Source organism: Streptococcus sp. 27098_8_23 (assembly GCF_041432195.1).
GTDB lineage: Bacteria > Bacillota > Bacilli > Lactobacillales > Streptococcaceae > Streptococcus.
In genome coordinates, this window is the sequence record NZ_JAPVZF010000002.1 from 168899 (window position 1) to 187476 (window position 18578).

Consider the following 18578-nt stretch of genomic DNA (forward strand, 5'->3'; position numbering starts at 1 on the left):
GTGTTAGATGGCTCTTGACTTCGGTCAGGAGCTTTTTGATGCTTTTAAAGTTGATTCCCTCAGTAAGTTATAGTAAAGTATAAATATCGAGAGGATAACATAGGGCGACTGGTGACAGAGCGTTCAAAGGTACTTGTTTCAAGTACGGGTGAGGTGCTACTTTCAGCTTCGGGCTGTAAAGAACCCTTGAGCAGATACGTCCTCTTTTTTTGCTTACTCTTAAATTAAGGACTTTCCCTTGCCTGTTCAGTAAGCACTCCACTCCATCTTGCTATTTCTACATCGTTATACTTATAGATTGACTTCTTAGCCTCATAGATGATAGAATTAAGTAAAAGCTGAGATCGAGTTTGATTTGGTGACAAGTCATTCAAAGGTTGCGATGCATTCGCTTCAGGTAGAGGTGCTGCCATCTGGACTGCTCCAGGAAAATCCCCGAGTTTTGTCTCAGCCTTTTTATTTGCTCTTGAGATTTCTCAAGAGTTTTTCTTTTTTCAAAGATATCATTCTGCCCCAACCATCTACACCAACGATTAATGAAACTAGAACTGTATTCTTCCTCAAACCTACTATCTCCATAGATTCCCCCTTTAATTATAACACCTAAGTGCACTCCGACCAAATCCTACCTGTCTTTTTGCTCCTTCTTACCCTCCCGACTTTCTCCATTTCCGTCTTTTACTAATTTTTCATTTTGTGGTATAATTGAAATAATTGTAACGAATCAAGGTCAATCTAGACACAAAATGGAATGAAATCAAGCAAATCTCTACTAAAAGTTTGGAATAAGCTGACCTGTAAATAGAAAGGAACTATATGATTTACAAAGTTTTTTATCAAGAAACAAAAGAACGTAGCCCACGTCGTGAAACAACACGCTCACTTTACCTAGACATCGATGCCAACTCAGAACTTGAGGGCTGTATCGCTGCTCGCCAACTTGTCGAAGAAAACCGCCCAGAGTACAATATCGAATTTATCGAACTCTTGTCTGACAAATTGCTAGATTACGAAAAAGAAACTGGCGCTTTCGAAATCACGGAGTTCTAATATGGCCTATACTCTTAAACCTGAAGAAGTCGGCGTTTTTGCCATCGGTGGTCTGGGAGAAATCGGGAAAAATACATACGGAATTGAATACCAAGACGAGATTATCATCGTCGATGCTGGGATTAAATTCCCAGAAGATGACTTGCTGGGTATCGACTACGTTATCCCCGACTACTCTTACATCGTGGACAATATCGACCGCGTCAAGGCTGTCTTGATCACACACGGACACGAGGACCACATCGGTGGGATTCCCTTCCTGCTCAAGCAAGCAAATGTCCCTATCTACGCTGGGCCACTTGCCTTGGCTTTGATCCGTGGAAAACTCGAAGAACACGGCCTCTTGCGCAACGCCAAACTTTACGAAATCAATCACAACACTGAGTTGACCTTTAAAAATCTCAAGGCAACTTTCTTTAGAACCACTCACTCCATTCCAGAGCCTTTAGGGATTGTCATTCATACCCCTCAAGGGAAAATCGTCTGTACAGGTGACTTCAAGTTCGACTTCACCCCAGTTGGTGAACCAGCGGACTTGCACCGGATGGCAGCCCTTGGTGAAGAGGGTGTGCTCTGCCTCCTCTCTGACTCGACAAATGCAGAAGTGCCAACCTTTACCAACTCTGAAAAAGTCGTTGGTCAGTCCATCATGAAGATCATTCAAGGTATTGAAGGACGTATCATCTTTGCATCCTTTGCCTCAAATATCTTCCGTCTCCAGCAAGCAACGGATGCCGCTGTTAAGACTGGACGCAAGATTGCGGTCTTTGGACGTTCGATGGAAAAGGCCATTGTCAACGGTATCGAGCTTGGCTACATCAAAGCTCCTAAGGGAACCTTTATCGAGCCAAATGAAATCAAAGACTATCCTGCAGGCGAGGTTCTGATTCTCTGTACAGGTAGTCAAGGGGAGCCGATGGCAGCCCTCTCTCGTATCGCTAATGGAACTCATCGTCAGGTGCAACTCCAACCCGGCGATACCGTTATCTTCTCTTCAAGTCCAATCCCTGGAAATACGACTAGCGTCAACAAGCTGATTAACATCATTTCAGAAGCTGGTGTTGAAGTTATCCACGGTAAAATCAACAATATCCACACCTCTGGACACGGTGGTCAGCAAGAGCAAAAACTCATGCTCCGCTTGATCAAGCCCAAATACTTCATGCCTGTCCATGGTGAATACCGTATGCAGAAAGTCCATGCTGGACTAGCGGTGGATACTGGTGTCGAGAAGGACAATATCTTTATCATGAGCAATGGTGATGTGCTTGCCCTTACTGCTAACTCTGCCCGTATCGCAGGCCATTTCAACGCGCAAGACATCTATGTTGATGGAAATCGTATCGGTGAAATCGGCGCTGCTGTCCTCAAAGATCGTCGTGATCTATCCGAAGACGGTGTCGTTCTAGCAGTCGCAACTGTTGACTTCAAGTCTAAAATGATCTTGTCTGGTCCTGATATCCTCAGCCGAGGCTTTGTCTACATGAGAGAATCTGGAGACTTGATTCGCCAAAGCCAGCGCATCCTCTTCAATGCTATTCGTATCGCATTGAAAAATAAGGACGCCAGCATACAATCCATCAATGGTGCTATTGTCAACGCCATTCGTCCTTTCCTCTATGAAAATACAGAACGTGAACCAATTATCATCCCGATGATCCTCACACCAGATGAAGAAGAATAAATCAACAAAACAGCCCCGTCTTCGGAGCTGTTTTTTCTATGCTTTCTTTTCTTGATTTTTAGAAATACTACGATTTTTACCTTCGAGATACACCATCAGAATAGAAATATCTGCTGGATTCACTCCCGAAATACGACTGGCTTGGCCGATAGTTTCTGGATTGATAAGTTTGAACTTCTGGCGGGCTTCTGTTGCAATGGAGTCAATATCATCCCAGTCAATATTAGCTGGAATGCGTTTTTCTTCCATGCGTTTCATCTTGGCAACCTGATCCATGGCTTTGGAAATATAGCCTTCGTACTTGATCTCTGTTTCAATCAATTCGATAATCTTGTCATCCAAGTCCTCGGCAGCTGGCCCTATGAAGGCCACCACATCTTGGTAAGAAACTTCTGGACGGCGAAGGAATTCCTTGGCTGTAACCGCATCTGTCAACGGCTTGAAGCCCATTTCCTCAACCTTAGCATTGGTTTCTTTGACTGGCTTGAGTTTGATACTGTCGAGACGTTGCATTTCATTATCAAATTGATTTTTCTTAATCTCAAAACGAGCCCAGCGTTCATCGTCCACAAGGCCAATCTCGCGCCCCATCTCTGTCAAACGCATATCGGCATTGTCATGACGGAGGATGAGACGGTATTCTGCACGACTGGTCAAGAGACGGTAAGGTTCAATGGTTCCCTTAGTTACCAAGTCGTCAATCATCACTCCGATATAACCGTCGCTGCGCTTCAAAATCAACTCAGGTTTGCCTTGTATTTTTAGAGCCGCATTGATACCAGCGATAATCCCTTGGCCAGCAGCTTCTTCGTAACCTGACGTTCCATTTGTCTGACCAGCAGTAAAGAGTCCTGAGATTTTCTTGGTTTCCAGAGTCGCACGCAACTGGTGTGGCAAGACCATGTCGTACTCAATGGCATAACCAGTACGCATCATTTCAGCATTTTCCAAACCTTTGATGGAATGAACCAAATCACGTTGGACATCCTCAGGTAGACTGGTTGAAAGACCCTGGACATAGACTTCCTCTGTATTGCGCCCTTCTGGCTCAAGGAAGAGTTGGTGACGTTCCTTGTCTGCAAAGCGCACAATCTTGTCTTCAATTGACGGACAGTAACGAGGTCCCACTCCCTTGACCACACCTGTAAACATAGGCGCACGGTGGAGGTTGTTTTGGATAATCTCATGACTGGTACCGTTGGTGTAGGTCAACCAGCATGGCACCTGGTCCTTGACATAGTCCTCATCACGTGAAGTGTAGGAGAAGTGATTTGGCGCTTCATCTCCTGGCTGAATCTCTGTCACATCGTAATTGATAGAGGAAGCCTTGACACGTGGAGGGGTTCCTGTCTTGAAACGACCAATTTCGAGTCCCAGTTCCTTGAGATTGTCAGCAAGGTTAATCGAAGCCAGACTGTGGTTAGGACCTGACGAATACTTGAGGTCTCCGATGATGATTTCCCCACGGAGTGCAGTCCCTGTCGTCACGATAACAGCTTTAGCAGCATATTCTTGATGAGTAGCTGTACGCACACCAACAACCTTTCCATCTTCGACCAAAATCTCATCAATCATGGTTTGACGAAGGGTGAGATTCTCTTGATTTTCAACTGTCTTGCGCATCTCCTTAGAGTAAAGCTCTTTGTCAGCTTGCGCACGAAGGGCACGGACAGCTGGCCCCTTCCCAGTGTTGAGCATCTTCATCTGGATGTAAGTCTTGTCAATGGTTTTAGCCATCTCGCCACCGAGGGCATCGACTTCACGCACGACAATCCCCTTGGCAGAACCACCGATAGAAGGGTTACAAGGCATGAAAGCCAGCATTTCAATGTTGATGGTCGCAAGCAAGACCCTACAGCCCATACGGCTAGCAGCTAGAGATGCCTCCACCCCAGCGTGTCCCGCACCGATTACAATAATATCGTATTCTTCCGTAAAATTATAAGTCATTTTCTCTCCTATTCCTCAAGATGAATGTGTCTTAGTTGGCCGTCCCAATCTGGCAGGGCTGTTTTTAAAAAGGTTGGAACTAGCTGGATATTCTGGAGTTCATCCAAGTCAATCCACTCACAAGGCTGCATTTTTTCGTCTTCCTGCATGGTCAATGGGGCGTCCTCCAGCAAGTTCACCAGGTAATGAAACTCGATGTTGTGATAGGAAACACCGTCTTGTTCAAAACGATTTTCAACCACAAAAGCTAGCTGTCCAGCTTGAGCTCGGACACCTAATTCTTCCCTCACTTCACGAACTACCGCGTCTTCCGTGATTTCATTAACTTGAATCGCACCGCCAATAGTGTAATACTTGCCCTTATCTTTGGTAACTAGGAGCTTGCCATTTTGGAGAATCAAGGCTGCCGCCCGAACACCAAAGACCGTGTCTCCCACTGTTGTCCGAAAGTCTTGTTGAGTCATTTTTGTCCTTTCCCTTAAACGACACAAAAACAGTCAAAACTCGTAAGAAGTGCAGGACAAAAAAGCCTGCAACATCCATGAGCTTTGACCATCATTTCTATTGCTTTTATTATTGTAGCAAATTGAGAAAATTTGTCAATCTAAATGTACTGACAAACTTGTCCATCTCGATAAGCATTGTCAATCAAACCACCACCTAGACACTCTTCGCCATTATAAAAGACAACTGCCTGTCCTGGTGTGATGGCGCGTTGTGGCTCTGCAAAAACGACCTCTGCCTTGTCTCCTTTGACATGTACAGTCACCTTAGAGTCAGGCTGACGGTAGCGGAATTTAGCCGTACATTCGAGCGTAAATTCCTCTGGCATCTCACGAGTAAAGTGAACTTGACTGGCCTCTAGGCTTGTTGACATGAGCGAATCATGGTAAAAACCTTGGCCGACATAGAGGATATTCTTGCTTAGATCTTTTCCGACAACGAACCAAGGGGCATTGTCACCACCGTGTTGGCCACCGATACCGAGTCCGCCACGCTGACCAATCGTATAGTACATAAGGCCGGCATGCTCACCCATATCGCGACCATCCACAGTCATCATGCGACCAGGCTGAGCTGGCAGATAGTTGCTGAGAAAGTTTTTAAAGTTCTTTTCTCCGATAAAGCAAATCCCTGTCGAGTCTTTCTTCTTAGCAGTCGCAAGTCCTGCTTCTTCTGCGAGTCTGCGAACTTCAGGCTTTTCCAAATGTCCCAATGGGAACATGGTTTTTTGGAGTTGTTCTTGCGAAAGTTGACTGAGGAAATAGGTCTGGTCCTTGCCATTGTCCACGCCACGAAGCATGTGAACGATGCCATCCTCATCACGCGCCACTCGAGCATAATGCCCAGTCGCTACATAGTCTGCACCCAAGGTCATAGCATAATCCAAAAAGGCCTTGAACTTGATTTCCTTGTTACACATAACGTCTGGATTTGGCGTGCGCCCTGCACGGTATTCCGCTAGGAAATACTCAAAAACGCGGTCCCAGTACTCTTTTTCAAAATTGACAGAGTAGTAAGGAATGCCAATCTGGTCTGCCACTGCAGCCACATCCTTGTAATCTTCGGTCGCCGTACAGACGCCGTTTTCGTCTGTGTCATCCCAGTTCTTCATGAAGATACCGATCACATCGTAGCCCTGCTCCTTGAGCAAGAGAGCCGTCACCGACGAATCAACACCACCACTCATCCCCACAACAACACGTGTTTTAGAGTTATCACTCATGGTAAGTCTCCCATCTATTCGTTTATTTATACCCCTCAAAATTCTATTTACTATGACTTTCAATAGAATTTCTTTGAGTATAGTCTTTTCGTTTGCTTTTAGGAGTAAAATGGTCTGGGAGACCATTTTAGCCTATCATCTTAAAATGAAAATATGATAGGCAACGAGTCGCAGGCATAACTTGAGTTCGCTCAATCAGTCTGGAAGACTGATTGAGGTTATAAATCAGACAAGCTCAGCTTGCATCTCATTGCGAGTTAACGACGTAATAAAAGATAAACGAAATGACTAGTTCACGATTGAAGGTCGTGTGTGCTTCACGATTGAAGGTCGCTTGAGCAGTATTCATTATAACACGCTTGGTTAGAGAAGACAAGAAAGAGGCTGATAAATCATCTCAACCTCTCTTTCTTCCTTTGCAAACGAATCAATTTTCCCCTTTAAGTTCTTTCTTCGCTTGTTCTATCTGGTATTTCACTTGCTCAAAGCCAGTTCCTCCTAAGGAATTCCGTCTCTGAACAGCAGTTTCTGGACGCAAGTAGATATAAATATCCTCTTCAATCAAGGGATGGTAGACTTGCAACTCCTCCAAATCCCAATCTTGGATGTTTTTACCATGCTTGATAGAATCTAGAACCAATTTTCCTACAATTTCATGCGCTTCTCTAAAGGGAAGACCTTTTTCAGCCAAATAATCTGCCAGTTCGGTCGCATTTGAAAAATCATTCTCTGTGGATTGCTGCATTTTGGCCTTATTAACCTGCATGCTCGATAGCATACCTGCCAACACATCCAGAGAATTTAAAATCGTTTCTACTGTATCAAACATGCCTTCCTTGTCCTCTTGCAAATCCTTATTGTAAGCCAGAGGCAAAGACTTCATGACGGTCAATAGTCCAAGCAAGTGCCCGTAAACCCGTCCTGTCTTTCCTCGAATCAATTCGGCCATATCAGGATTTTTCTTCTGGGGCATGATAGACGAACCCGTTGAAAAGCTATCAGACAAGCTAATGTACTGATACTCAAAACTGCACCAATTGATGATTTCCTCACAAAAACGGCTCATATGCATCATCAAAATGCTGGCATTTGACAGGAATTCTAAGATAAAATCACGGTCACTAACGGCATCCAAGGAATTGGTATAGGGCTGTTGGAAGCCCAATAAATCACTCGATAATTGACGATTGATTGGAAAAGTTGTCCCTGCCAAGGCAGCCGCACCTAGTGGAGATAGGTCCGTATGTTTCAAGTTAAATGCAAAGCGCTCGCTATCCCTTTGGAACATATTGTAATAAGCCATGAGATGGTGGGCAAAGCTAATCGGTTGGGCGTGCTGCAAATGGGTATAGCCTGGCATGATGGTTTCCACATGTTTTTCAGCCAAATCCAGCAAAACACTGTTCAGATTCGCCAACTTATCCAAGACATGGCCAAGCTGCTCCTTTAGATATAAGTGCATATCCGTTGCGACTTGGTCATTCCGAGAACGAGCCGTGTGTAGTTTCCCAGCCAGAGGACCGATTTTCTCTGTCAGCAACACTTCCATATTCATATGAATATCTTCATTTGCAATATCAAAATGAAGCTCTCCCGTCTCTAAATCTCGCAACAAAGCTTGCAGACCATCTTGGATCTGCTCTGCCTCTTCCAAATTTAAAATACCAGTCTGTCCTAGCATTTGAACATGAGCTAGGGAACCCATCAAATCAAATTTTGCCAGCTGGTGGTCAAAGGAAATACTCGCACCGAACTGTTCTACCCAATCTTCCACAGTGCCTTCAAATCGACCACCCCATAATTTTGTATTTTTCGACATATCCTGTCGTCCCTTTCTATCGCGTCACTACTCAACATTTTTCTGAACTTCTGAATAAACCTGAGTCGGAAGCCCCCAAAGCTTGATAAATCCAACAGCCGCATCTTGGTCAAAAGTATCCGCACTAGTATAAGTCGCCAAATTTTCATCGTAAAGAGAATTTGGAGATTTCCGAGCTACTACCTGGGCGTTCCCCTTATAGAGTTTAACTTTTGCAGTTCCATTGACAACTTTCTGTGTCTCCTTGATATAGGCAATCAAAGCCTGAGTTGCTGGGCTAAACCACAAGGCATTATAGATGAGATTGGACAACTCATTTTCGATAATAGGTTTAAAATGAGCCACTTCTCTCACAAGAGTCAAGTCTTCAATCTCCTTATGAGCTGCCAATAAAGTCACAGCACCTGGGCACTCATAAATCTCTCTTGACTTAATACCAACTAAACGATTTTCCACATGGTCAATACGACCGACACCGTGTTTGCCCGCAATTTCATTGAGTTTTTGAATCAAAGTCGCCACTTTCATCTTCTCACCATTGAGGGAGATGGGCACCCCGCAGCTAAACTCAATGTCAATAAATTCTGGACTGTCTGGCGCCTCTTCTGGCGAAGATGTGATTCCAAATGCTTCTTCTGGCGCTTGGTTCCAAGGGTTTTCCAAAACACCACATTCATTTGCACGACCCCAAAGATTTTGATCGACAGAGTAAGGATTGTCAAGGTCAGCTGGAACTGGGACGCCATTTGCTTTGGCATATTGGATTTCTTCTTCACGAGACCATTTCCACTCACGAACAGGCGCAACTACCTTTAGATTGGGATCCAAAGCTGCAATAGAGACTTCAAACCGAACTTGATCGTTTCCCTTACCTGTACAACCATGGGCAATTGTGGTTGCCCCCGTCTGATGAGCTATTTCAACGAGTTTTTTTGAAATAAGAGGGCGACTCAGAGCAGATACCAAGGGATACTTCTGTTCATAGTAGGCATGAGCCTGAAGGGCCACTAAAACATAGTCATTAGCAAATTCTTCCTTAACATCAATGACATAAGACTCAACAGCCCCAACCTTGAGAGCTTTATCGTGGATGAACTCCAAATCCTTTCCTTCACCCACATCCATACAAACAGCGATCACATCATAGTCTTTTTTTAACCACGTAATAGCAACTGATGTATCCAATCCACCTGAATAGGCTAAAATGACTTTTTCCTTACTCATTTCTCTTCCTTCTTTCTATTTTTCGATAGAGGCTTTAAAAGCATCGTCAATCAATTTGTCCAACTCCCCAGAATCCTTCAACTTCTGGATGGTTTTATCAACCGCTTCTTTCAATTCCTTACTATCTTTTTTCATCGCAACAGCGTAGGAATCTTCTTTATCATTGTCAAAATCAAACTCAGCGATGGCTAGGTCTGGATTATTCTCTACAAATCCTTTCGCCACTGGTTCCTCAAAGATAACCGCATCTAGTTGCCCTGATTTCAAATCTGTTATCAAATTTCCATTTTTAGGAAGTGAAACGAGAGAAGAATCCTGCAAAGTTTCTTTGGCCAGAGTTTCCTGGATAGAACCTTTCTGCGCTCCAACCTTTTTCTGAGCCAAATCCTTCACTGATTGGTAATTCGTTAATTCAGATTTTCTTACGATAACCTTATTTTTCGAAGTGTAGTAGGGAATTGAAAAATCGTAAACTTGACTTCTCTCCTCCGTTTTAGAAACACCTGATATGGCAAGATCGGCCTTACCTGAATCAAGACTAGCCAGTACATTGTCAAAACTCATTGGAGAGAACTCCACTTCTACACCTAGTTCCTTTGCGATGGATTTGGCTAGTTCAACATCTGAACCTACAATCTGATTTTTCCCATCAACCAATTTCTGATATTCAAATGGAGCAAACTCTGGATTTAGGGCCACCACCAATTTTCCTTTAGCCTTAATGGCTTCAACACCTTGGGATTGAGTGTTACTACAAGCAAATAATAAGGGAAACATAAGCAAACCAAACATCGTCATCAACACCTTCTTCACTTTATTCATAGAAGAGCCTCCTTTTATTTTTATACTTTATTATTGTATAAATAATACTCCTCTCGTTCTCGTTTGTCAAGATAAAACTGTATTTTATTTCATTTTAATCAAGAAAAAGCTTATTATATGATATATTTTTACATATAATAAGCTTATTTATACTATTTGAGTTTTTAAAAATACAATTGTCCAATTACAGGTAAGATGAAGAGATCAACGAACTCTCCACATTCTCTTTCACAATTCAATGACTCGATGGCATTGTTGAGCTACATAGGCATCGTGGGTAACGATAATGACCGTTTTCCCTTCCTTGTTCATATCTAAGAGAAAGTTTAAAACCAAATCTCGATTTTCAGGATCTAGAGAACCGGTTGGTTCATCTGCTAAAAGGAGCTGGCTGGGTTTTAAAATGGCTCTAGCAACTGCGATTCGCTGCTGTTCCCCTCCAGATAACTCTGAAACTTTTTGATGTAGAATTGATGGCAACCCCACTCTCTCTAAAATTTCTTCTATCTTTTTGACTTTGTCCTTCTTGGATAATTTTACATACTTTAGAGCGAGCATGAGATTATACTCTACCGTTTCATTATCAATCAGAGCAAAGTTTTGAAACAGATAGGAGATATGTTCGCGGATAATCGCTTGCGACTTAACAGAATTGACAGGTACATTTTGCTGACCGAAAATTTCATAATGTCCACTGTAATCGCCATCTATCAAACCCAAAAGATTTAACAAGGTTGACTTGCCACTGCCACTTTTCCCAACAATGGCAACTAAATCTCCTTGGTTAATTTTTAGAGATAAGTTCTCCAAAATAACTTTTTTCCCAATGGTTTTCGTAACATTTTCCAACTTTATCATAAGTGATCCCCTTTCAATAACTGCACTACATTTCGTTTTTCCATCTTAGAACCCAAGAAAAGCACAAACAGGATATCTAAGCCTGTAAATCCTGCAAAAAGTAGGAGCGGGAAAAGTGCCTGTGTAAAGAATAGCAAAACCATAAAAGGAAGGCTATAAACAGCTAATAGAAGACCCAGCAAGGAACGATACCGATCTATCAATTTCCAGCCCATAAACTTCTTGGTGATAATATCTGTTCGCTTCAATAAGAAAGTTGTTACTAGTAAGAAGTAGGAAATCATCATACTAAGAAGACCAACCAAAGCAAAGAGTATATTGAAATTCCGAACAGCATCTCGATAAGAATCTACTTTATCTTGTTGAATGACTTGAATAGATGAAAATTTTAAATAATTCCCATCTGATAATTTCTCAACTAACGCTGTCACCTCTTTTTGATGTTGAGCCGTATTTTCGATTTTAATCGGGTTATTTAAACCTGTTGTAGACAGGGAGGCTTTTTCATCCCACATCATATCGGAATCATTGACCAAGCTAATAATTGGATTGTAGAGATTTTCCTTTCGCTTTTCGTTATAGGGGAAGAATGACCAATCGCCTTCATAGTAAGCAATCTCGATATCCATCTCCTCTATCGTTCGTTTTTGCTGCTCTTCATACTTCATTGATTGATAGGTAATCAACTTCCCCAAGAACTGGTTTTTCTCTTCTTCACCTTTCGTACTTGCTGGCATCAAAATAACTTTTTTAGTGCCGGTATCGGGTAACTTGAATCCCTTGCTCTTTAGAAAATTGCGATTAGCATAGTAAACATCCACCGTATCTGTTAACTGATATTGCTGAATCTGTTCTGATTTGACAAAATTTTTTACAGGAAGACTGCTACTTTGCACATAGCCCGCCTGCGTTTTTTCTACCAAATCCAGATAAAATCGATAGAAATAATCCACTGCTTGCCCTGAGCCTGCCAACTGCTCTTGCCACAGGTTATCATTGAGTTGGAAAGTTTCTAAGGTCAGATAATTTCCTTGACTGATCCACTGTTTCTGGTAATCCAACTCTTTGTTTTCTTGCTCCAAACTTTTTCCTACCCCAACTAGCAAGACTGTCAGTAAAATAGTAGTTCCAATTTTCATCAAATAATTAAAGAGTAGACCAAATTTGAAAGATGAAAAACTTTTCAGCAGAGAGCTGATTGTCATTTTTTGGATTAAGAGGTAAGTCAACCAACTGATAAAGAGATAAAGTTGCAAAAGCAAAAAATGCGACAACCATAACATTGGGAACAAATCTTTTGGCTTGTAATCAAGCAAGAAAAACACTCCTAGATTGATCACAAGCGTCCCACCTAGGAGGAGGTAAAGGTTGCCTTTTACAACATCAGCTAAAACAGCCCTATCTTGAAAACCCAGTAACTTTTGTACACCCACTCTTTTCATTTCCATCATCGGCTGATACACTGTTACTAAGACAAGAAGCAAAATAGCCAAGACAAAAATAATGGCAGATAAGAGCAAATCTCGATTTATGACTTCCACTGCACTTTTATAGGTTGGCTCTAGCAAGGTAGCCTGGTCGGTCTTGAAAAAATCGCTCCATTTCTGTACAATCCTATCCTTGTCCATCTCTTGTGTAGAAGTTATCGTATAGCGACCATTTAAACTACGAGATGTATCCTTGATATAGGTTTGAAAAGTCATAAGCTGAATAGGCTTGGCTTTTAGAAAAGTCGGAATCGTACCAAGTTTATTGGAAATTTCTTTATTACTGTAAACTCCCTCACCATCTGTGGTAAAATCAAGAGAAGAAATCCCAAACTCTTGGTAGGGAAAGGTATCTTTATCAAAAACACCAGACTTGACCACCTCATCACCACTGTCTGTTTTGATGATGGAGACTTTATACTCCTTTGATACATCCTCAAAAAATCGAAGAACAGATGCTGCAGGTTCGTTAATATCTTTCAAATACAAATCCAAAGAATCTACAGTCTTTCCCATTTCCCGAATCCGAACCACTTCACGTGTGTAGTTTATATTAAAAACAAAAAAAGTGGTACACAAAAGCAGGAGTAACATACAGAAATTACTGATTTTTTTCATAAAAGTACCTCCTTAGTACTTTATCATCTTAGTCGTAGAATTTATTCCCTTTTTTCACAAATTTATTTTAGATTTCTTTTTTACTTTTTATACTACTATGATACAATATTTTTAATCAGTTTCTATTTTCTGTTAACTTTTTTCACGAACAAGGAGGAGATCATGCGCTACGATTTTGGAAATGTTTATAAAGAAATACGTGAGTCAAAAGGATTAACCCAAGAAGATGTCTGTGGTAGCGTCCTTTCAAGAACCAGCCTATCAAAAATCGAAAGTGGAAAAACAACTCCTAAATATGAAAATATGGAGTTTCTTCTCCGACAAGTCAATATGAGTTTTGAAGAGTTTGAATATATCTGTCAACTTTATCAACCAAGTGAACGATCAACTATCATGCAGACTTTTCTAAAAATGGCTTCTATTAGTGGTACAAGCGACTTAAGTAAATTACTCAAAAAATGCCAACATTATCTAAAAACACACCATGATTTCCCCATCCAGCAGTTACAAGATATGCTCGAAATCGTTATCTACATTCGTGAAAATGGAATAGAAAAATTGTCAAGTAAGGTTGACAACATTGTAAACAGACTATGGGATAAGATTGAGAAACAAGATACTTGGTATGAGAGCGACCTCAAAGTTCTTAATACCATTCTCTTTGCTTTTCCTATGGAGTATATTCATCAGATTACCGAAAAAATTCTCGAACGACTAGAGGTTTATAAACACTACAGTCCTGTCTTTCGGCTTCGTATGATGTTGCTTCTGAATCTCTCAACTCTTTATCTTTACAATGGTGATAAGTTGCTTTGCAAACAGCTTTGCTACACTCTCTTAGAGGATGCAAAAGCAAGCAAACAGTATGATACACTTGCGTTTTCCTATATTCGTATCGGCATTTGTGCTAATGATACTCAGTTGATACAGAATGGACTCTCCTTAGCTAAACTAGTAGAAGATGAACACTTACTAACAGAGCTAGAGCGAGAAGTTAACATCTTTGTAAACAAAAAAGAAAGCCATTGAGACTTCCTTTTCTATATCATCTTAATACCAACCGTTGTTAAGCCAGAAGTTCTTGGCAGCTGTCCATGAACCGTAACGTCCTGCAACGTAAGCATCTGCTACACGTTCTTGGTTTTCAGCTGAGTAGTCACCGTTCAAGTATGAATCTGTCAATTGGTAACGTCCGATGTAACGTCCGTTTGTAGCAGTGTAGCTACCACCTGATTCTTTTTGAGCGATCCATTCTTTGGCTTCTGCTTCAGAACCACTTACAGTAGAAGCTGCTGCAGTGTTGCTTTCTGCTGCTGGAGTTGCAGGTGCAGCTGGGGCTTCATAAGTTGTTGTTGCTGCTGGAGCTTCTTCAACTGTTTCTGTAGCTACTGGAGCTGATTCTTCCGTTGTTGCTGCTGGAGCTGCAGTTGAAGCTGTTCCTTCGATAACCAAAACTTGGTCAACATAGATAAGGTGAATATCTTTGATGTTGTTTTTTGCTGCCAATTTTTCAACAGTTGTGTTGTACTTCTCAGCGATTTCTGAAAGAGTATCACCTGATTTAACTGTGTAAGTTACAGTTTCTTGGGCAGATGCAAGTGATGGAGCAAAGAAAGCAAGCAAAGCTGCTACTCCTGCGATAGTTGTTTTAATTTTTTTAGTTGTTAATGACATATCTAAAAATTCTCCTTCCATTGGATATATCTATGATACCTTTTAAATGTTACCGTTGTTTAACGGTTTTATGTAGAAATATTACAAAAATGTTTTATATTTACCGTTTTAAGTAGGTTTTTGTCACAAAAGACCTTATTTTATACTAACTTTAATCATTTTAAGCTTTTGATAAGGGAAATAAGCGCAGAGATCCATTCTTTGATATAATAGATATAAGAATCTTTGTAAGGGGAAACAGATGCACTCACTTCGTTTTCAATCTGTCTTTGACATTATCGGACCAGTTATGATTGGCCCATCAAGTAGCCATACTGCTGGAGCTGTTCGCATCGGGAAAATCGTCTCTTCCATCTTTGATGATACGCCGACAGAAGTCGAATTCCAATTATTTAATTCATTTGCCAAAACCTACCGTGGTCATGGAACCGACCTTGCTCTCGTCGCTGGTATATTAGGTATGGATACGGACGATCCCGACATTCCAAATAGCCTAGAGATTGCCCATAAACGTGGTATCAAGATTGTCTGGACCATTCAGAAAGACAGCAACGCTCCTCATCCTAACACCACTAAAATTACTGTGAAAAATGAACACAAGTCCATCAGTGTGACAGGAATTTCCATCGGTGGAGGAAATATCCAAGTTACGGAACTTAACGGCTTTGCTGTCTCTCTCAACATGAACACACCGACCATCATCATCGTGCATCAAGATGTTCCAGGTATGATTGCCCATGTTACTGAAGCCCTCTCTCGTTTCGATATCAACATCGCGCAGATGAATGTGACTCGAGAAAAAGCTGGAGAAAAAGCCATCATGATTATCGAAGTCGATAGTCGAAGTTGCGAAGAGGCGATTGAAGAAATCCGAAAAATCCCTCATCTCCACAATGTCAATTTCTTTAAGTAGGAGGAAACATGTTTTATTCTATCAAAGAATTGGTCGAGCAGGCGGATCTAGACTTCCAAGGAAATGTCGCCGAACTCATGATTGCGACAGAATATCAACTAACCGGTCGGGAACGGCCAGAAGTTCTCCTCCTCATGGAACGCAATCTAGAAGTCATGAAAGCCTCTGTCGAGCTCGGCCTCAGTGAAAACAAATCCCGTAGTGGCCTAACAGGTGGAGACGCGGCCAAACTAGACCGCCATCTCAAAAGTGGCAAGGCCTTGTCTGACTTTACCATCCTATCAGCAGCCCGTAATGCCATCGCGGTCAATGAACACAATGCGAAGATGGGCTTGGTCTGCGCCACTCCAACCGCAGGAAGTGCTGGCTGTCTGCCAGCCGTTCTCACTGCTGCTATCCAAAAACTAGACCTCAGCCACGAAGAACAGCTGGATTTCCTATTTGCTGCGGGTGCCTTTGGATTGGTTATCGCGAACAATGCCTCTATCTCAGGTGCTGAAGGTGGCTGTCAGGCCGAAGTTGGCTCTGCCTCTGCCATGAGTGCCGCAGCCTTAACCTTGGCTGCAGGTGGAAGCCCCTATCAGGCTAGCCAAGCCATTGCCTTTGTCATTAAAAATATGCTGGGCCTCATCTGCGATCCCGTCGCTGGTTTGGTTGAAGTTCCCTGTGTCAAACGCAATGCCATGGGGGCTAGCTTTGCCTTTATCGCGGCTGATATGGCCTTGGCAGGTATCGAATCTAAAATCCCTGTTGACGAAGTCATCGATGCCATGTATCAGGTCGGATCAAGCCTCCCAACTGCCTTTCGTGAAACGGCCGAGGGTGGACTCGCCGCTACACCTACTGGTCGCCGCCTACAAAAAGAAATCTTCGGAGAATAAGCTTATCTATATCTATTAGGAGAAACTATGCCCTCTATCTCAGCAATCTTTTTTGATCTAGACGGAACCCTGGTTGACAGTTCCCTCGGGATCCACAATGCCTTTACCCATACCTTTAAAGAGCTAGGAGTTCCAAGCCCTGATGCCAAAACCATTCGTGGTTTTATGGGACCGCCCCTTGAAAGTAGCTTTGCGACCTGCCTTCCCAAGGAACAAATCTCAGAAGCTGTGCAGATATACCGCTCTTACTACAAGGAAAAAGGCATCCACGAAGCCCAACTCTTCCCCCGAATAACGGAATTACTCCAAGAGCTTTCGCAAAACTACCCTCTCTACATCACCACAACAAAGAATACCCCTACTGCTCATGATATGACTAAAAATCTGGGAATCCATCATTTCTTTGATGGCATTTACGGTTCTAGTCCTGAAACACCACACAAGGCAGATGTCATACGTTACGCCTTGCAAACGCATCAACTCCCTGCAGACCAAGTCCTCATCATCGGGGATACCAAGTTTGATATGATTGGAGCCCAAGAAACTGGCATTAAAAAGTTTGCTGTTACTTGGGGATTTGGAGAAGAGGCTGATTTACTCAGCTATCAACCTGACTGGATTGCCCGTACCATTGACGATATCATTAGCCAGCTTTAACCATACAAAAATACTCCTAACACTAGTGAACTAGGTTGAGGAGTATTTTTTATATGTTGTTACTATCAGAAGGAATCAACTCCTTGCTTAAGCAGTAATTTGATCCTGTTCTTCAGTATCTGTATCTTCATCCTTTTTACTTGGCCAAGCAAGCATCACAATAAGGGCAATCGGTCCTGCAATAGGAACCAAAGCAATAAAGATAAAGGCCCAGTGGAAACCAGCGTCTCGTAAGCGACGAACAGTTACGGCGATAGAAGGCAACATGAGAATAGCCGCTAAAAAGAAGTAAAAACCACTCATAGCTTGTAAACTACGGAGTGCCTCCAAGTTATATGGGCGAGTTGACACTGCATCATGATATTTCATGTAAGCAGGAAGACAGATTAATAAGTTTGTAAAATAAATCCACCAGTACTCCGAACGAGTCGAACGACCAGTAAAGTTTACATAACCCTTCCAAAAGTTCTTATAAGCATTAAACATACAATAATCTCCTTTATTTTTTCTTCATAGAGTCTACCATAAAGTAGAATGATTGACAAGTCCTGAAGGGATCATTTGCTGTGAAGCGCGACTCAGCCGCTTTAAAATAGAGTAGAAATATCTTAATATTTTCGTACCATTTCTTCAAACCGAGAGTCTTCAGTGTTCTCTTTATTTGTTTCACTATTCTCTATCACTTTTTCTACAAATCGTTGACTTGGCATAGCGAGCATAACGAGCAGTGTTACTGCACCCAAAGGAACAAATACAATAAAGATATAGGCCCAATGGATACCCACATCTCGTAAGCGACGTACTATCAGTGCTAGTAGAGGAACAAACTCTACTATAAACAAAATAATACACATACTGAAGACCGCAATATTCCTGATGGCTTTATCAGATTCTACTCCAGTAAAAAGTGAGTAGTAGGCGGGCAAGAAAATCACCATATTTAGCAGCCAAACCCACCAAAATTCTGGACGTGTGGAACGACCAGAAAAATTTGCATAGCCTTTGAAAAAACTCCTAATAGCACTCAGCATACAAAAAATCTCCTTTTGATTTTAATACTTATTTTGCAAAGTTATGTTACCAGCTTAAAAAAGAGGTAGTTTTTAGAGTGTCTGAAAACACTCTCCTGATAGATCACATAACATCGTCCCTTGAATAGTTGCGCTTATTAATCCTTTGAAAGAGACGATGTTTTCTACTCTCTATTTATAAAAA

General features: G+C 41.9%; 18 protein-coding genes. 6 read left to right on the forward strand and 12 right to left on the reverse strand.

Annotated elements, in window-relative coordinates; all coding sequences use genetic code 11:
* Nucleotides 1-224: 224 nt before the first annotated feature.
* Nucleotides 225-413: a hypothetical protein gene (locus O3652_RS04765; protein ID WP_371590122.1), complete on the reverse strand. Its 189-nt coding sequence runs from the start codon at nucleotides 411-413 to the stop codon at nucleotides 225-227.
* 403 nt (nucleotides 414-816) lie between these two features.
* Here O3652_RS04765 and O3652_RS04770 point away from each other — a divergent pair, with 403 nt between their 5' ends.
* Together O3652_RS04770 and rnjA are read left to right on the forward strand one after the other, a co-directional pair.
* The gene (locus O3652_RS04770; RefSeq protein WP_371590123.1) at nucleotides 817-1050 is read left to right on the forward strand and encodes a DNA-dependent RNA polymerase subunit epsilon; all 234 of its coding nucleotides are present in this window, start codon (nucleotides 817-819) and stop codon (nucleotides 1048-1050) included.
* 1 nt (nucleotide 1051) lies between these two features.
* Nucleotides 1052-2734, forward strand: a complete 1683-nt coding sequence (gene rnjA, locus O3652_RS04775; RefSeq protein ID WP_070695966.1) for a ribonuclease J1 — start codon at nucleotides 1052-1054, stop codon at nucleotides 2732-2734.
* Nucleotides 2735-2770: 36 nt separating this feature from the next.
* On the opposite strand, the gene mnmG is transcribed toward rnjA, so the two are convergent.
* The 8 genes from mnmG to O3652_RS04815 form a co-directional block, all read right to left on the reverse strand.
* On the reverse strand, nucleotides 2771-4684 hold the full coding sequence (gene mnmG / locus O3652_RS04780) for a tRNA uridine-5-carboxymethylaminomethyl(34) synthesis enzyme MnmG (protein ID WP_371590124.1): 1914 nt from the start codon (nucleotides 4682-4684) through the stop codon (nucleotides 2771-2773).
* A gap of 8 nt (nucleotides 4685-4692) precedes the next feature.
* Nucleotides 4693-5148 (reverse strand): NUDIX hydrolase, encoded by a 456-nt coding sequence (locus O3652_RS04785; RefSeq protein ID WP_070695962.1) that lies wholly within the window; start codon nucleotides 5146-5148, stop codon nucleotides 4693-4695.
* Nucleotides 5149-5288: 140 nt separating this feature from the next.
* Nucleotides 5289-6410, reverse strand: coding sequence for a tRNA 2-thiouridine(34) synthase MnmA (gene mnmA, locus O3652_RS04790; protein ID WP_371590125.1), 1122 nt, complete (start codon nucleotides 6408-6410; stop codon nucleotides 5289-5291).
* A 427-nt stretch (nucleotides 6411-6837) separates the two neighbouring features.
* On the reverse strand, nucleotides 6838-8229 hold the full coding sequence (gene argH / locus O3652_RS04795) for an argininosuccinate lyase (RefSeq protein WP_371590126.1): 1392 nt from the start codon (nucleotides 8227-8229) through the stop codon (nucleotides 6838-6840).
* A 27-nt stretch (nucleotides 8230-8256) separates the two neighbouring features.
* A complete protein-coding gene (locus O3652_RS04800; RefSeq protein ID WP_371590127.1) occupies nucleotides 8257-9453 on the reverse strand; it encodes an argininosuccinate synthase in 1197 nt (398 codons plus the stop codon).
* 15 nt (nucleotides 9454-9468) lie between these two features.
* Nucleotides 9469-10275 carry an ABC transporter substrate-binding protein gene (locus tag O3652_RS04805; protein ID WP_371590128.1) on the reverse strand — a complete coding sequence of 269 codons (807 nt, stop codon included), beginning with the start codon at nucleotides 10273-10275 and terminating at the stop codon, nucleotides 9469-9471.
* Nucleotides 10276-10503: 228 nt separating this feature from the next.
* Nucleotides 10504-11133: an ABC transporter ATP-binding protein gene (locus O3652_RS04810; protein ID WP_070683642.1), complete on the reverse strand. Its 630-nt coding sequence runs from the start codon at nucleotides 11131-11133 to the stop codon at nucleotides 10504-10506.
* Nucleotides 11130-13238, reverse strand: a complete 2109-nt coding sequence (locus O3652_RS04815; protein WP_125412658.1) for a bacteriocin-associated integral membrane family protein — start codon at nucleotides 13236-13238, stop codon at nucleotides 11130-11132. The genes O3652_RS04810 and O3652_RS04815 overlap by 4 nt, the downstream gene beginning before the upstream one ends.
* A 162-nt stretch (nucleotides 13239-13400) precedes the next feature.
* Between O3652_RS04815 and O3652_RS04820 the strand changes: the two genes are divergently transcribed.
* Nucleotides 13401-14267 (forward strand): helix-turn-helix domain-containing protein, encoded by an 867-nt coding sequence (locus O3652_RS04820; RefSeq protein ID WP_125412665.1) that lies wholly within the window; start codon nucleotides 13401-13403, stop codon nucleotides 14265-14267.
* A 21-nt stretch (nucleotides 14268-14288) separates the two neighbouring features.
* Here the strand turns inward: O3652_RS04820 and O3652_RS04825 are convergent, their stop codons facing one another.
* Nucleotides 14289-14912 carry a LysM peptidoglycan-binding domain-containing protein gene (locus tag O3652_RS04825; RefSeq protein WP_125412669.1) on the reverse strand — a complete coding sequence of 208 codons (624 nt, stop codon included), beginning with the start codon at nucleotides 14910-14912 and terminating at the stop codon, nucleotides 14289-14291.
* Nucleotides 14913-15153: 241 nt separating this feature from the next.
* Here O3652_RS04825 and sdaAB point away from each other — a divergent pair, with 241 nt between their 5' ends.
* Genes sdaAB through O3652_RS04840 form a run of 3 tightly spaced genes read left to right on the forward strand, consistent with a single transcriptional unit; the run spans nucleotide 15154 to nucleotide 17363 of the window.
* Nucleotides 15154-15825 (forward strand): L-serine ammonia-lyase, iron-sulfur-dependent subunit beta, encoded by a 672-nt coding sequence (gene sdaAB, locus O3652_RS04830; RefSeq protein ID WP_000555868.1) that lies wholly within the window; start codon nucleotides 15154-15156, stop codon nucleotides 15823-15825.
* Nucleotides 15826-15833: 8 nt separating this feature from the next.
* Nucleotides 15834-16706, forward strand: coding sequence for an L-serine ammonia-lyase, iron-sulfur-dependent, subunit alpha (gene sdaAA, locus O3652_RS04835; RefSeq protein ID WP_000500029.1), 873 nt, complete (start codon nucleotides 15834-15836; stop codon nucleotides 16704-16706).
* Nucleotides 16707-16733: 27 nt separating this feature from the next.
* Entirely contained in the window at nucleotides 16734-17363 is a 630-nt protein-coding gene (locus tag O3652_RS04840; RefSeq protein WP_125412675.1) for an HAD-IA family hydrolase, read from the forward strand.
* An 87-nt stretch (nucleotides 17364-17450) separates the two neighbouring features.
* Here O3652_RS04840 and O3652_RS04845 read toward each other — a convergent pair whose 3' ends face one another.
* Entirely contained in the window at nucleotides 17451-17849 is a 399-nt protein-coding gene (locus tag O3652_RS04845) for a DUF805 domain-containing protein (protein ID WP_049504596.1), read from the reverse strand.
* 122 nt (nucleotides 17850-17971) lie between these two features.
* Nucleotides 17972-18394 carry a DUF805 domain-containing protein gene (locus tag O3652_RS04850; protein ID WP_049504595.1) on the reverse strand — a complete coding sequence of 141 codons (423 nt, stop codon included), beginning with the start codon at nucleotides 18392-18394 and terminating at the stop codon, nucleotides 17972-17974.
* Nucleotides 18395-18578: the final 184 nt, after the last annotated feature.